Source organism: Streptomyces rimosus subsp. rimosus (assembly GCF_000720725.1).
In the GTDB taxonomy this organism is placed as follows: Bacteria; Actinomycetota; Actinomycetes; order Streptomycetales; family Streptomycetaceae; genus Streptomyces; species Streptomyces rimosus_A.
This window is the reverse complement of sequence record NZ_JOCQ01000104.1, coordinates 1-13,992: the sequence shown is the minus strand read 5'-3', so window position 1 is coordinate 13,992 and position 13,992 is coordinate 1. Positions and strand designations below refer to the sequence as shown.

The window sequence follows — 13,992 nt, the reverse complement described above, 5'->3', positions numbered from 1 at the left end:
TCAGGCTCCCTTCCCCGTCGTACGGCGCTGCGTCGGCTGCGTGACGCGGTCCAGCATCAGGCCGAGGCAGACGATGGCGACGCCCGCGACCAGGCCGAGCGCCAGGTCGCCCTTGGCGAGGCCGGTGACCACGTCGTAGCCGAGCGCGCCGCCGCCCACCAGGCCGCCGATGATGACGACGGCGAGGACGAGGACGACGCCCTGGTTGACGGCCAGCAGCAGTGCGGGCCGGGCCAGCGGGAGCTGTACCTGGCGCAGCGTCTGCCAGCGGGTGGCGCCGAGCGAGCGGGCGGACTCCATCGCGCCGGGGTCGACCTGGCGCAGGCCCTGCGTCGTGATGCGGATGACCGCGGGGAGCGCGTACACGACGGCGGCGGCAGCGGCCGGGGCGCGGCCCACGGCAAAGAGCGCGACCACCGGGATCAGGTACACGAACTGCGGCATGGTCTGCATGACGTCCAGCACCGGGCGCAGGATCGCCTCCAGGCGCTTGCTGCCCGCGGCGAGGATGCCGACGCCGAAGCCCAGCACCAGGGTCACCGCGAGGGCGGCGAGGACCTGGGAGAGGGTGTTCATGGACGGCTTCCAGACGCCGAGGACGCCGATGGCGGCCAGCGCGAGCGTCGCGGTCAGCGCGGTGCGCCAGGTGCCGATCAGCCAGGCCAGCGCGGCGACGATCAGCAGCGCGCCCCACCAGGGCAGCGCCGTCAGGCCGTCGCGCAGCGGGTCCAGGACCCAGGAGGTGAAGTGCGCGGCCCAGTCGGCGGTGCCGCCGACGACGGGGACTCCGGAGTAGAGGTGGTCGACCATCCACTCCTTGAAGTCGTTGACCGGACGGGCGATGGCCACCGTCCAGCCCGCGGGCCAGATGGTGGAGCCGGCCAGCCGGCCCGCGACGGTGGCGAGCACGGTCAGGACGGCGACGCCGGCCCACGCGTACCAGCCGCGCAGCAGCTTCGGACCGCGGGTGGCCGCGTCGGCGCCCATCCGCTCGCCGGCCGCGGCGGTCGTCCGGTCCATGACGATGGCCAGCAGCACGATCGGGACGGCGGCGGCGAGCGCGGCGCCGACGTCCACCGAGGCGAGCGCCTGGTAGACGCGGTCACCGAGACCGGCCGCGCCGATCATGGAGGCGATGACGGCCATGGACAGCGCCATCATGATCGTCTGGTTGAGGCCGAGCAGCAGTTCCTTGCGGGCCAGCGGCAGGCGGGCGGTCAGCAGCCGCTGCCGTCCGGTGGCGCCGAGCGAGGTGACGGCCTCCAGGACGCCGGGGTCGGCGCCGCGCAGGCCGAGCGCGGTCAGCCGGGCCATCGGCGGAGCCGCGTACACGACGGTGGCCAGCAGCGCGGCGGGCACGCCGATGCCGAAGACCAGCACGACGGGCAGCAGGTACGCGAAGGCCGGCAGCACCTGCATGGTGTCCAGCACCGGCCGCAGGATCTTGAACAGCCGCTCGGAGAGGCCGCCCGCCAGACCCAGCAGCGCGCCCACCACGACCGAGGCGAGGACCGCCACGATCATCAGGGCAAGGGTCTGCATGGTCGGCAGCCACATGTCCAGGACGCCGCTGACGGCGAAGGAGATCAGCGCGGTCGCGGCGATACGGACGCCCGCGACGCGCCAGGCGACGAGGGTGACGCCCGCGGTGACGCCGGTCCAGCCGAGCAGCAGCAGGAACTGGTAGACGGCGCGTACGGAGATGACGACGGCGTTGCTGAGGTGGCCGAGGAAGTAGACGAACAGCGGGTGGCTGTCGCGGTTGTCGATGATCCAGTCGCTGGTCCGGCCGAGCGGGCCGTTGAGGTCGACGGTCAGCTCACTCGGCCAGGTGCCGCTGGACCACTTGGCGTGCGCGAGCGGTACGAGGACCGCGGCGGCGACGGCGAGTATCAGGATCTTGCGGAAGGCGCGGCTCTGGAGGGCGACTTGGAGAGTGCCCTGCCGGTCGGGCGCGGCGGTGGAGTGCGCGGTGGGGGTGGCGGCCGTCATGCGCGCCCCCGTTTCACCGTGCCGGCCGGTATCTGTGCCGCCGCGGCGCGCTGGGCCTCGTGCCAGCGGCGCTGTACGGCGGCGCGGAACCGGTCCAACAGGGGGTGTGCTACCGGGCCTTGACGAGTGCGGTTCCGGGTCGGCGGATCGAGGGTCCGCACCTGGGCGGGCGCGACCCGTACGGGCCGGCGCGTCGGGGGCCAGCCGGCCGCCGCGAGGGCGGCGTCGGCGGTGCTGGTGTGCGCGGACATCAGGCAGCCACCTCGCCCCGGCCGGCGTCGATCTTGGCGACGACGTTGAGCAGGCAGGTGCTGTCCACGATGCCCAGGCAGCGCTTGCCGTCCATCACGCGGGCCGCGCCGCCGGAGCGGGCGACGGCCTCGATGGCGTCGGCGACCAGGGTGTCCGGCGTGAGCGCGGCGCCCGTCTCGGCCTCGCCGTCCTCGGCCGGGCGCATGGCGCGCCGTACGGTCAGCACCTGCTCGCGCGGTACGTCCTGGACGAAGTCGCGTACGTAGTCGTCCGCCGGGGAGCCCACGATCTCCTCGGGGGTGCCCAGCTGAACGATTTTTCCGTCCCGCATCAGGGCGATCCGGTCGCCGATGCGCAGCGCCTCGGCGAGGTCGTGGGTGATGAAGACCATGGTGCGGCCCTCGTCCTCGTGCAGCCGTACGACCTCTTCCTGCATGTCGCGGCGGATCAGCGGGTCGAGCGCGCTGAACGGCTCGTCGAAGAGGAGGACTTCGGGGTCCACGGCGAGCGCGCGGGCGAGCCCGACGCGCTGCTGCTGGCCGCCGGACAGCTGTCCGGGGCGGCGGTTCTCCAGCCCCGCGAGACCGACCTTCTCCACCATCTCGGCGGCGCGCTCGCGGCGTTCGGCGCGCGGCATGCCCTGGATCTCCAGGCCGTACGCGACGTTGTCGAGAACCGAGCGGTGCGGCAGCAGGCCGAAGTGCTGGAAGACCATGGCGGCGCGGCGGCGGCGCAGTTCGCGCAGCGTGGACTTGTCCATGGCGCGCACGTCCTCGCCGTCCATGTCCAGGCCGCCGCTGGTCGGCTCGATGAGCCGGGTCAGACAGCGCACCAGGGTGGACTTGCCGGAGCCCGACAGGCCCATGACGACGAAGACCTCGCCCTTGTGGACGTCGAAGCTGACGTCGCGGACGGCGGCCGTGCAGCCGGTCCGCTCGCGCAGTTCGCGCGCGGACAGACCGGTCAGCTCGGTGTCCTCCGGGACGCGCTCGGCCTTGGGGCCGAAGACCTTCCACAGGTTGCGGACGGAGAAGACGACGTCACGGGGGTCCCGGGCGTCCTCGGCCGGCGAGTTGTCGGCGGCCTTGCGGGGCTGGGGTATGCCGGCTTCGGGGGCGGTGGCGGTCATCGGGCATCACCTCCCCGGGCCGGGGCCTCGACGAGCAGTTCGGCGGCCTTCTCCCCCACCATCAGCACGCCGATCATCGGGTTCACGGCGGGCATCGTCGGGAAGACCGACGCGTCGGCGATGCGGATGCCGGACAGCCCGCGGATCTTCAGCTCGGGGTCGACGACCGCCGACTTGTCGTCCTTGGCGCCCATCTTGCAGGTTCCCGCCGGGTGGTAGACGGTGTGCGCGGCCTTGCGGACCAGTTCGCTGATCTGCTCATCGTCGGTCACGTCCGGGCCGGGGAAGACCTCGCGCTTGAGCCACTTCTTGAACGGCTCGGCCTCGGCGACCTTGCGGGCCAGCTTGATGCCGTCCACGAGGGTCCTGCCGTCGTAGTCGCCCTCGTCCTCGAAGTACTTGAAGTCGAGCGCGGGCTTGACCTCGGGGTCGGCGGACGTGAGGTAGAGCCGTCCGCGCGCCCGGGACTTGGGGATGTTCGGCGTCATCGACACACCGTGCTCGGGGCGCTCGTAGCCCAGTCGCTCAGGGTTGTCGGTGAACGGGATCTGATAGAAGTGGAACATCAGGTCCGGGCCCTTGTGGTCCGGGTCCCGCTTCACGAACAGGCCCGCGTCGGAGTCCATCGCGGAGTTCCCCGGGATCGGCCCGTTCGTCTCCCAGACGATCACCGACTCCGGGTGGTCGATCAGGTTCTCGCCGACGCCCGGCAGGTCGACCTTGCAGTCGATGCCCAGCGCTTCGAGGTCCTTCTTCGGCCCGATGCCCGAGTGCATCAGCAGCCGCGGCGTGTCGACCGCGCCGGCGCACACCAGCACCTCGCGCGCGGCCTCGACGTACACCTCCTCGCCGTCCTTGGTCCGGACGTGGACGCCCTTGGCGGTGGTGCCGTCCAGCTCCAGCTTCGTCGCCCAGGTCTCCAGCATCAGCGTGAGGTTGGGGCGGTCACCGGCCTCCATGTGCGGGTGCAGGTAGGCGACCGAGGCGGAGGAGCGCTTGTTGTTCTCCGGGTGGTACGACAGGTCGAAGAACCCGACGCCCTCCTCGAACGGCTGGTCGTTGAAGCCGACGACCTCGGGCACGCCGAGCGCGCTCTTGGTGGCCTCGATCCAGTCGGTGGCGATCTGGTTCTGGTCCTTCTTCGCCACCCGCACGATGTTGTTGCGCAGCTTGCCGAAGTACGGGTCCATGTCCTTGGCGCCCCAGCCGGTGGCGCCCGCCGCCTCCCACTCGTCCCAGTCGGACGGCAGCGGCTTGAAGGAGATCAGGGTGTTGTGCGACGAGCAGCCGCCCAGCACCTTGGCGCGGCTGTGCAGGATGTGCGAGTTGCCGCGGGGCTGCTCGGTGGTGGTGTATTCGTAGTCCAGCTCGCCGCCGAGCAGGCCGAGCCACTTGCGCAGCGTCAGCACGTCCTCGCGGTCGATGTCGGACGGGCCGCCCTCGATGACGGCGACACTCACATCGGGGTCCTCGGTGAGCCGGGAGGCGATCACCGATCCGGCGGTGCCACCGCCGACGATCACGTAGTCGTACACGGGCATGAGGTGGTGCTCCTTCTGCAAAGTTCGTGCGTGCGCGGTGCGGTGAACAGACGGGCCCTCAGCCCGCGAACCAGCGGACCGGTTCCGGCCGGAGGTTCTCGTAAACGTGCTTGCTCTCGCGGTACTCGTCCAGACCCGCGGGGCCCAGTTCCCGGCCGATGCCGGACTTTCCAAAGCCGCCCCACTCGGCCTGCGGGAGGTACGGGTGGTAGTCGTTGATCCAGATCGTGCCGTGCCGCAGGCGCGCGGCGACCCGCCGGGCGCGGGCGGTGTCGGCCGACCAGACGGCGCCGGCCAGGCCGTATTCGGTGTCGTTGGCCAGCGCGACGGCCTCGTCCTCGGTCGTGAAGGTTTCCACCGTCAGGATCGGCCCGAAGGTTTCCTCGCGCACCACCTTCATCTCACGGTGGCAGCCGTCCAGCACGGTCGGGCTGTAGAAGTAGCCGGTGGCCGGGCGGACATCGCTGGGCTCGGGACGGCGCCCGCCGCACCGCAGCTGCGCGCCCTCCTGAAGGGCGGACGCCACGTACGCCTCGACCTTCTCCAACTGCTGCTGCGAGACGAGCGGGCCGCACTCGACGCCCTCGGCGGTGCCGCGCCCCAGCTTGATCTTCTCGGCCCGACGGGCCAGTTCGGCGACGAAACGATCGCGCACCGACTCCTCGATGATCAGGCGGGCACCGGCCGAGCAGACCTGGCCGCTGTGGATGAACGCGGCGTTCAGCGCCTGGTCGACGGCCGTGTCGAAGCCCTCGTCGGTGGCGCAGGAGTCGGCGAAGACGACGTTCGGGTTCTTGCCGCCCAGCTCCAGCGCGATCTTCTTGGCGCCCGCAACGGCGGCCGCCCCCGCCTTCGTACCGCTGACCAGCCCGCCCGTGAAGGAGAACAGATCCACATCCGGGTGCTCGGCCAGCCGCTGACCGACCGGCACGCCCGCGCCGGTGACGATGTTCGCGACACCGGCCGGCAGGCCCGCCTCGACGAGCAGCTTGACCAGGTGGACCGTCGAGAGCGGGGTGACCTCGCTCGGCTTGATCACGAAGGTGTTGCCCGCGGCGAGCGCCGGGGCGACCTTCCAACTTGCCTGAAGGAGCGGGTAGTTCCAGGGCGTGATCATCGCGCAGACGCCGACCGGCTCGTGCACGACGACGCTGTGCACGTCCGGGCTCCCGGCGTCCACGACGCGCCCGCCGCTCTCGTTCATCACCAGATCGGCGAAGTACCGGAAGGCGTTGGTGACGTCGTCCACGTCGACCCGGCCCTCTTCGAGCGTCTTGCCGGTGTCCCGGCTCTCCATGAGGCCGATCTCCTCGCGGTCGCGCTGGAGCAGGTCGGCCACCCGGCGTAGCAGGGCGGCGCGCTCGGCGACCGGCGTACGGGGCCACTGCCCGGCCCCGCCGTCGAAGGCACGGCGCGCGGCCTCGACCGCCGCGTCGGCGTCCTCCGCGCCGCCCTCGGCGACGACTTCGAGCGTCTTCGCATCGGCGGGGTCCAGGATCTCCCGGGTGGCGCCGGATACGGCGGAGCGCCACACCCCGTCTACGTGAATCGTCTCGCGTGCCGACACGTCTGTTCTGCCTTTCGACTTCCGGTTTGTTGCCACTGGTTCACACCAGCAACGAGGACCCCTCCCCTGAACCCCTTTACCTATGCCGAAACTTTCGAGGAAAGTGACCCGACTCACTCTTACGGCCCCCGGATTGCATGTTTGCCTGGACCATTCCGGGTCACAGGTCGGTCCTTATGGCCCCCTTCCGGTCGCCCTTACGGCACTGCTCCCGGCTGTCCGGACGGCCCTGGCCCGCGCGCCGGAAGCGGGTGAGCGTCTCCAGGTCGAGGAGCGCCACGACCACCGCGGCCAGAACCACGACGACCGGGCCCGCGGCCGCGGTGGGAACGGAGGGGATGAAAGAACTGCTGAGGTTGGTCAGCGCGTGCGTGATGATGATCGCGAACACGCTGCCGCGGGTGTTGTTGAAGATCCACACCCAGAGCACCCGCAGGAAGACCGTGAAGAACGCTCCCAGGGCGATGAGCGTGCCCTCCTGCCCGCTCTGCACGATCGACGGAATGTGCACCAGCCACCAGAAGAAACCCAGCGCGAGGCTTCCGCCCAGCGCGCCCCAGCGCCGCGTGAGCGGGTCGATGGCGTAACCGCACCAGCCCAGCTCCTCGCCGGCGGCGAGCAGCGCGTAGAGGGGTACGAACAGCAGCATCGTCTGCCAGGTCTGGGCGGGCTGGGCGAGTACCCGTACGCCGGTGAGCTGCATCACTCCGTACGTCGTCGCGTAGACGAAGGGACTCAGCAGCAGCACCGGCAGCCACCAGACCCCTCTGACGCCTCGCCCGTCCCAGGCCCGCCGCAGCAGACGCCGGACGCCTGCGCGCCCCTGCGACCGGGCGGTGAGGATGACGGCCGCCAGGGCCGGGGTGAAACCCGCGACGTAGTCCGTGACGGGGGCGTTCTTGGGGAGGCCGGGGATGTGGATCAGGGCGGAGGCGGTCCAGCAGGGGAGGAGCAGCAGGAGCACCAGCCCGAAGAAGGACCATGGAATGGGCGCTTTCCGCAGGTCAGCGGCGGTTTCTTGAACCGGGGTCGTCATGTACCGGAACGTAGGTGTCGACGAACGTCACCGGCTTGAACGAATGTGACCTTGCGGCAGCGCTGCTGCCCGTCCCGCCCGGCGCGGTCCCGGCCAGGGCCGCGGCGAGGGTCCGTGGGGTGCACTGGGCGAGGGCGCGTACCTCGCGGCTGAAATGGGCCTGATCGGCGTACCCGGCCTCGGCGGCGACCGCGGCCAGCGGCGGCGCGGGGGTCCGGCCGCGCAGCAGAACGGTGGCTCGCTCGAAGCGGAACAGCCGGGCGACGGTCTTGGGCGACGGCCCGATCTGCTCGCGGAAACGGCGCACGAGGTGTCGCCTGCTCCACCCCAGCCGCTCCGCCAGCGCCTCGATCCGGACCGCGCCCGCCGTGGCGGCGAGGCGGCGCCAGGCCCATGCCACGGCCGGGTCGGGCCGCGGCCCGCCTGCCATACGGGCGGCCAGCGCGTCCGCCAGCATGCCGAAGCGCAGTGACCAGTCCCCCACCTCGGCCAGCCGCTCCGCGAACCGGTCCGCCTCCGGGCCCAGCAGCGCGTCCAGCCCCACCGTCTCGTTGCTGATCAGGTGCATCGGCACACCGAGCAGCGAGTACGCGGTCAGCGGCGTCAGGCGCAGCAGCAGGCCGTGCTGCAACCCGGCGATACGGGTTTCCGAGAGGCGGTCGTGCAGCCCGATGACCATGGAGGCGCGGGGGCCGCCCCCGCGTCCGTCCCGCGACGGCAGGGCGACCACCGGGTCCCCGAACCCGATCACCAGCGTCACCCGGCTGGACGGCGCCTCCCGTCGCCGCAGCGATCCGGGCAGGCGCTCTCGGTATCCGGAGCAGTCCCGCAGGTGCGCTCCGGCGGGCGCCGGCCCCGGCCCCGGCCGCCGGCACACGATGTCTTCCACCATGTATTCCCCCCGCGGCTTCCCCCGCCTTCAGGCCCCGGCGCGCGGCGCCGCGCCGCCCTGGCGGTGATCGCGGGGGCTCACGCCCCGTACCCGCTTGAAGGCGGCGCTCAGCGCGAACGGACTGCCGTAGCCGACGCGGCGGGCCACCGCGCCGAGGGTCGCGTCCGGTTCGCGCAGCAGGTCGGCGGCGAGCGTGAGGCGCAGGTTCGTCAGGTACGTCATGGGCGGCTCGCCGACCAGCGCGGTGAAGCGGCGGCCCAGTGCGGCGCGCGAGACGCCGCTCGCGGCGGCGAGTGCGGCGACGGTCCAGGCCCGCGCCGGTTCGGCGTGCAGCAGCCGCAGCGCGCGCCCCACCACGGGGTCGCCCTGCGCGTCGTACCCACCCGGCACTCCGGCCTCCGGCCGCGCGAACCAGGCCCGCAGGGCGGCGGTCAGCAGCAGGTCCAGCAGCCGGTCGAGGACGACTTCCTGTCCCGGCGCGTCCCGGCCGATCTCCGCTTCGAGCAGCGTCACGAGTGAGGAGTTCCAGGCGTCGGCGGTCAGCCGTACGAGCGGTGGCAGCGTGCGCAGCAGTCGCTGGTTGACCTCGCCGCGCATCTGATACGTACCGCTGAGCAGCACCACCGGCCCGTCCGGGCCGTCCCCCCACGTCCGTACGCCGAGGCCCATCGCCTCGCACAGTGCCTCGCCCTGCGGGGTCGCCGACACCTGCCCCGGGTGGATGACGACGCGCGGCGCGGTGGCCGGGTCGTCGGCGACGGTGTACGGCGCGGGGCCGCGCAGGATCGCCACGTCACCGGGGTGCAGAGGGGTGGCGGCCATCCGGCCCGCGGCCTCCCCCGCCTGCCCCGCCTGCCCCGCCTGCCCCGCCTCACCTGCCTGCCCCGACTCACCCGTAACGACCCACCCCTCCCCCCGCGCCATCGTCACGACGGTGAGCGGAGCCTCGTCCTGGATGCGCAGCGACCAGGGTGGGCTCAGGACCGAGCGCATCAGGAAGGCGCCGCGCGCTCGCGGCCCCTCCAGCAGACCGGTCAGGGCGTCCATGGGCGTGAGCGTAGCCGTACACCTGGACGCGCGGACATGCGAACGAGCCGTCCGGCCATGGCCCGCCCCGGCCCGTCCGGCCTTCACTGGTCGGCAGGGCACGGGAACCACCGGCCCGCCGGACTGCCGCCAGCAGAGGACCGCTACCCCATGTACGACACTGCCCGTACCGCCACCCTGTTCGCCGCCACACTGGCCACGGGCCTCATGGCGGGACTCTTCTTCGCGTTCTCCGTAGCCGTGATGCCGGGCCTGCGGCAGGCCGACGACGCGACGTTCGTCACCGCCATGCAGCGGATCAACTCCGCCATCCTGAACGGCTGGTTCGCCCTCGCCTTCGCCGGCGCGCCCCTCCTCATCGCCGCCGCCACCGCCCTCCACCTGCGCGCGGGAGCCCGCTCCGCTCTCCTCTGGCCGGCGGCCGCGCTCGTTCTCTACGTGGCGATGCTCGTCATCACGTTCTCCGTCAACATCCCCCTGAACAACGCCCTCGGCGCCGCGCACGCACCGGGCGAACTCTCCACGCTGCGGGCCCTCTTCGAGGACAAGTGGAACCGCTGGAACCTCATCCGCACCCTGACCACGACAGCGGCGCTGGCCTGCTTGATCCGCGCGGTGCTGGGCTACTCGTCCATCTCGTCGGCCGGTTCGTCCTGAGCGGTCATCCCGGCCACCCACAGCGGCATCAGCCAGTGCATGGCGAGCGCCGAGATCAGTACGGGAAGAACCACCCCTCCGACGGTCAGCCCGCCCAGCTCGCCGACCACGATTCCGCCCGCCACGGCACACAGCAGTACGTACGTGGTCAGGCGATGGGCCAGGGCGCGCACCCGGTCGCGTTCGGCCAGTTGGCGCTCGTCCAGGACACGGGTCCGCAGTTCGAGAAGGCCGCGGGTGGACGCGTTGATCACACCGGTGGCCATGCACCAGGGGAGCAACAGCACCAGCGGCAGGAAGCTGAGCCAGACCGTGGCGGTCGCGAGGGCACTGAACACCGCGGCCAGGCTCGCCACGGTGAGCAGTACGTGCGCGACGACGACCGCGCGCCGCCGCCCCGCCGTCGCGTACAGCGGCGCACCCTCACGGCGGTTCATGAGGGCGTACATGCGCTCGTCGTAGCGCGTACGCGCCCGACGGGGTGTGGGGGTGGTACCGGTGATCGTCATTGCTTCCTCCCGTAAACCTCGTCCGTGAGCGGGCGGAACGGCCGGAGGGAGAACAGCGCCTCCACCGGCAGCTCGAAGAACTCGGCCATGCGCAGGGCGAGATCGAGGCTCGGGTTGTACTGCCCGCGCTCGATGTAGCCGATGGTCTGGTAGTGGGCGCCGACCGCGTCGGCCAGCGCCTGCCGGGACACCTTGCGCTCGGCGCGCAGCATCGCCAGCCTGTTGTGGACCTGCTCGCTCATGTATAAGAAGTACTACATTGGTGAGCAGGAGCACAACCACAACCGCGGCGCGGCCTTCGACGTCCCGGGGGGCCAGGGGCGCCGGCAACCGTTACCTCTTCAGAATGAGGACATGCAGCACATCGAATTCCTGAGCTATCCCCAGAGCGAACAGCAGCCGGACGTTCTATGGGGCATCCGGATCGACGGCACGGACTTGCGCGTACATGTCGCCGATGCCACTCGCGAGCTGTGGCGCAAGGAACGCGTGGCTCGGAACCCGGCCGAAGAGGAACGTTTTCTGCTTCTCCAGCACGACGGTCTCCTGGACTGGCAGATCGAAGACGCCGGACGCCACTTCCTCGGCACCCCCATACCGGCGTTCGCCTGGTCCCTCCCCGGCTCCACGGCCGTGTTGGGGTGCTCCTGCGGCGAATGGGGCTGCTGGCCCCTTCGAACGGTCATCACCGCCACCCCGGAAACCGTCACCTGGTCCTCGTTCCGGCAGCCCTTCCGCGATGAGTGGGGAGAACTCCCCATGGGCCCCTATGTCTTCGCCCGGCCCGCCTACGACGCCGCGCTAGCCGAGCCGGTCCGCTGTGCCGAGGACCCGCTGGTCCTGCCCGGGGAGACGGCCCGGTGACATCCGGCTCGGCCGACGCGGCTTCAATCACCTACGGACGCGGGTGATCAGCCTCCGGAGGCGTTGGGCGTGAAGTGCTGCAACGCTGTCTGCTGGATTCGCGCCTGGGCCGGCCAGTCGGCGTCCGGGCCCAGGACGAGGACGGCGAACTGGCGGCCGTCCGGGACGGTGAAGGCGCGGTCGGTGACGCGGGCGCGGACGCCCAGTTTTTCGCTGTCGTAGGCGTAGACGAGTTCGGTGGCGCCGGTGCTGAGGCCGATGTCGGCGACCGGGCCCAGGCTCATCTGCACGTAGCCCGGCTTGCCGGCGAGGTCGCGGGAGGTGCCCTGGAGGGCTTCGCGCGGGGTGATGTCGGGTTCGGTGATCTCGAAGACCTGGAGGAGGTACCGCTCGTCGGAGGCGGTGTAGAAGACGCCGTCCTTGCGCTCGGTGCGCTGCCAGCCTTGCGGTACGGCGATGGAGAAGCCCGCGCTGTCCCGCGCCAGCCGGTACCCGGACGGGAGGGCGCCCGAGGGGGAGCCGGAGGCGGTGCTGCCGTAGGGCGGGGTGTCGGTGGCGCCGGTCGGCACGCCGGGCGGGGCGGTTGCCCCGTTCCGGTCCGGGGAGGAGGGGGAGGTCGGCGAGGCCGACGTATGGGCGTCGGAGCGGACCGTGGTGTCGTCGCCGCCCCACAGGAGCCAGCCGCCGCCGAACCCCGCGGCGATCACGGCGACCGCCGCGCCGACGACGACGGGCGTCGACCAGGCGCGCGGGCGGGCGGCGGACGGGGCGATTCCCGGGGCCGCCGCCGCGGTGTGGGGTGAAGGGTAGGGCGGAGGGGTGGTGGGTGGCGGATAGGCCGGACGGTGCGGGGCGTCGGCGGTTTCGTCGGTGAAGAAGTCCGTGCCGGGCGGCGGTGCGCTTCCCGGCCCCGGGACGTTACCGGGCTTTGTCGGCGGCGGGCTCGTGTACGGCGTCGGGGCCGTGGCCGGGCCGCCGGTCTCCCAGCGCTGTTCCTCGTCGTTCCAGCGCGCCCCGCCCGCGCCGCCCCCCTGTGCGCTCATGCTCAGCCTCCCAGCAGCCCGGCCACGGCCTGTCCGACGGCCGCGCCGGACGCCAGCATCCCGGTCACCGCGCCCGCGTCCGCCAGTGCCGTGCGCAGCCGGCCGAGGCGGCCCGGCGCGGTCCGGCCGGTGGTCTCGATCTCTTCCTGCGCGTCGGTCAGTTCGGCGCTCAGCAGCGTGACCTGCGGCGTCTCGATGACCCTGGCCAGGTCCTCGCGCAACTGCCGTACTGCGGCGAGCAGTTCCTCGTGCGCGGCGTCGATGCCGGGGGCGCCGGGCGCATGCTCGTGGTGGGTGACCGTGTTGTGGTCGCCGATGGCGAAGGCGCCGTGCACCTTGCCGATGTGAATGCCGCGGTCGCGTTCGTCAGCCGCTGCCATGTCCGCCTCCCCGTTGGTCCGCTGTGGTGCCGTGCGCGTGCCGGCCCTGGTCACGATTGTGCCCCGGTCGCGCGCGAGTCGAGCCCGTACGTGCCGTAGGTATGACAGGTACGGCAGGTAGGGCAGGTACGACGGATGCCGTTCACCGGGCGGGCCCGGTGGGTTTGGCGGGGCGGTCCGCCTTGCCCGTCTGCGCGCCGGCGCCCGCGGCCGGGCCCGGGCCGGGCACTCCGCCGACGCCGCCCAGTCCGCCGCTGGTGATCGTGTTGTGGTCGCCGATACCGATGGCGCCCTGCGCGGACTCGATGAACACGCCGCCGTTGGTGACGTTGACGATCCGCTGCTCGAATTCGTCGGTCTGCCAGCCCGCTTCGTACAGCGCCATCCGCACGCCGCTCGCGACCCGGTCCTGGATGCTCTTCAAGTAGCGGGTGACGTCCATCTCCTGGAAGAGCGAGGCATCGCCGTCGGAACCCAGCTCGCGGACGGAGACGGCGGGCCCGTCGGGCAGCGCGCCGCCGTGGCCGCCGGTGAGCATGCTCCACGCGGAGATCGCGCCGCGCCCCAGGGACGCGATGGCGCGCCCGGCGGAGCGCGGGGTCTGCGCGAGCGCCCACACCGCCTTCCCGAACGGGTTGTTGTGGCGGTAACGGTGCGCGATCCGGTCGGCTTCCTGGTACAGGGCGCGGATCGGCCACAGTACGTGCGGCGCCACCTCCAGCATGAGCATGCCGCCTTGCGTGTGGACCCGTACGAAGACCGTGGTGACGATGCCCTCGCCCCAGCCGCCGACCCGGACCCGCAGGAAGTGCCGCCGGGTCTCGCCGCCTTCCTCGACGGCGCGGGCCCGGTGCGCGGCGAAGCCCTCGGGGCCGTACGGGGCGGCGTCCCGGGACGGCAGTCCGGCCACCGGCAGGAAGACACACTCGTCCAGCTCCAGCTCACGCAGCCGGTCCCGCACCGCGGCGGCGGCCTGCGGCGAGCCGTGCGCGGAGGGCACGCGGAGCGCCGCGACCAGGGGGATGATCCGCTGGAGGACGGCGTCGTTGTCGAGGGGGACCGGGCCGGGGGTGGAGGTGGGGG

Annotated in this window: 14 protein-coding genes and 1 pseudogene; 2 read left to right on the top strand and 13 right to left on the bottom strand. The window is 72.1% G+C overall.

All coding sequences use genetic code 11. The features are described from left to right. The 8 genes from IH45_RS0134985 to IH45_RS0134950 form a co-directional block, all read right to left on the bottom strand. The gene (locus tag IH45_RS0134985; RefSeq protein WP_030678162.1) at nt 1–1,992 is read right to left on the bottom strand and encodes an ABC transporter permease; all 1,992 of its coding nucleotides are present in this window, start codon (nt 1,990–1,992) and stop codon (nt 1–3) included. Next, nucleotides 1,989–2,243: a hypothetical protein gene (locus IH45_RS0134980; RefSeq protein WP_030678160.1), complete on the bottom strand. Its 255-nt coding sequence runs from the start codon at nt 2,241–2,243 to the stop codon at nt 1,989–1,991. Before IH45_RS0134980 ends, IH45_RS0134985 begins: the two co-directional genes overlap by 4 nt. Then, complete coding sequence (locus tag IH45_RS0134975; protein ID WP_030678157.1) at nt 2,243–3,373, bottom strand: quaternary amine ABC transporter ATP-binding protein; 1,131 nt, start codon at nt 3,371–3,373, stop codon at nt 2,243–2,245. The genes IH45_RS0134980 and IH45_RS0134975 overlap by 1 nt, the downstream gene beginning before the upstream one ends. Then, nucleotides 3,370–4,914 carry a GMC family oxidoreductase gene (locus IH45_RS0134970; protein WP_030678154.1) on the bottom strand — a complete coding sequence of 515 codons (1,545 nt, stop codon included), beginning with the start codon at nt 4,912–4,914 and terminating at the stop codon, nt 3,370–3,372. Before IH45_RS0134970 ends, IH45_RS0134975 begins: the two co-directional genes overlap by 4 nt. Nucleotides 4,915–4,972: 58 nt before the next feature. Further along, complete coding sequence (locus IH45_RS0134965; RefSeq protein ID WP_030678150.1) at nt 4,973–6,481, bottom strand: aldehyde dehydrogenase family protein; 1,509 nt, start codon at nt 6,479–6,481, stop codon at nt 4,973–4,975. Between the two features lie 160 nt (nt 6,482–6,641). Further along, nucleotides 6,642–7,517 carry a CPBP family intramembrane glutamic endopeptidase gene (locus tag IH45_RS01000000144415; protein WP_078897925.1) on the bottom strand — a complete coding sequence of 292 codons (876 nt, stop codon included), beginning with the start codon at nt 7,515–7,517 and terminating at the stop codon, nt 6,642–6,644. Further along, nucleotides 7,486–8,409 carry a helix-turn-helix domain-containing protein gene (locus IH45_RS01000000144410; RefSeq protein ID WP_107058774.1) on the bottom strand — a complete coding sequence of 308 codons (924 nt, stop codon included), beginning with the start codon at nt 8,407–8,409 and terminating at the stop codon, nt 7,486–7,488. Before IH45_RS01000000144410 ends, IH45_RS01000000144415 begins: the two co-directional genes overlap by 32 nt. A 27-nt stretch (nt 8,410–8,436) precedes the next feature. Further along, a complete protein-coding gene (locus IH45_RS0134950; RefSeq protein ID WP_030678142.1) occupies nt 8,437–9,456 on the bottom strand; it encodes an AraC family transcriptional regulator in 1,020 nt (339 codons plus the stop codon). Nucleotides 9,457–9,606: 150 nt separating this feature from the next. On the opposite strand from IH45_RS0134950, the gene IH45_RS0134945 reads away from it, so the two are divergent. Further along, complete coding sequence (locus tag IH45_RS0134945; protein ID WP_030678139.1) at nt 9,607–10,113, top strand: anthrone oxygenase family protein; 507 nt, start codon at nt 9,607–9,609, stop codon at nt 10,111–10,113. On the opposite strand, the gene IH45_RS0134940 is transcribed toward IH45_RS0134945, so the two are convergent. After that, nucleotides 10,080–10,622, bottom strand: a complete 543-nt coding sequence (locus tag IH45_RS0134940) for a hypothetical protein (protein WP_030678135.1) — start codon at nt 10,620–10,622, stop codon at nt 10,080–10,082. The genes IH45_RS0134945 and IH45_RS0134940 overlap by 34 nt on opposite strands. Beyond that, on the bottom strand, nt 10,619–10,864 hold the full coding sequence (locus IH45_RS0134935) for a helix-turn-helix transcriptional regulator (protein ID WP_030678131.1): 246 nt from the start codon (nt 10,862–10,864) through the stop codon (nt 10,619–10,621). Before IH45_RS0134935 ends, IH45_RS0134940 begins: the two co-directional genes overlap by 4 nt. A 112-nt stretch (nt 10,865–10,976) precedes the next feature. Here IH45_RS0134935 and IH45_RS0134930 point away from each other — a divergent pair, with 112 nt between their 5' ends. Next, the gene (locus IH45_RS0134930) at nt 10,977–11,486 is read left to right on the top strand and encodes a hypothetical protein (protein WP_030678128.1); all 510 of its coding nucleotides are present in this window, start codon (nt 10,977–10,979) and stop codon (nt 11,484–11,486) included. A 47-nt stretch (nt 11,487–11,533) separates the two neighbouring features. Here IH45_RS0134930 and IH45_RS0134925 read toward each other — a convergent pair whose 3' ends face one another. From IH45_RS0134925 to IH45_RS0134915, 3 genes and pseudogenes are all read right to left on the bottom strand, one after another. Then, nucleotides 11,534–12,529, bottom strand: a complete 996-nt coding sequence (locus IH45_RS0134925; RefSeq protein ID WP_030678125.1) for a hypothetical protein — start codon at nt 12,527–12,529, stop codon at nt 11,534–11,536. 2 nt (nt 12,530–12,531) lie between these two features. After that, nucleotides 12,532–12,909 (bottom strand): hypothetical protein, encoded by a 378-nt coding sequence (locus IH45_RS0134920; RefSeq protein WP_030678122.1) that lies wholly within the window; start codon nt 12,907–12,909, stop codon nt 12,532–12,534. A gap of 142 nt (nt 12,910–13,051) precedes the next feature. Beyond that, a pseudogene (locus tag IH45_RS0134915) lies at nt 13,052–13,992 on the bottom strand (hypothetical protein); the annotation flags it as partial.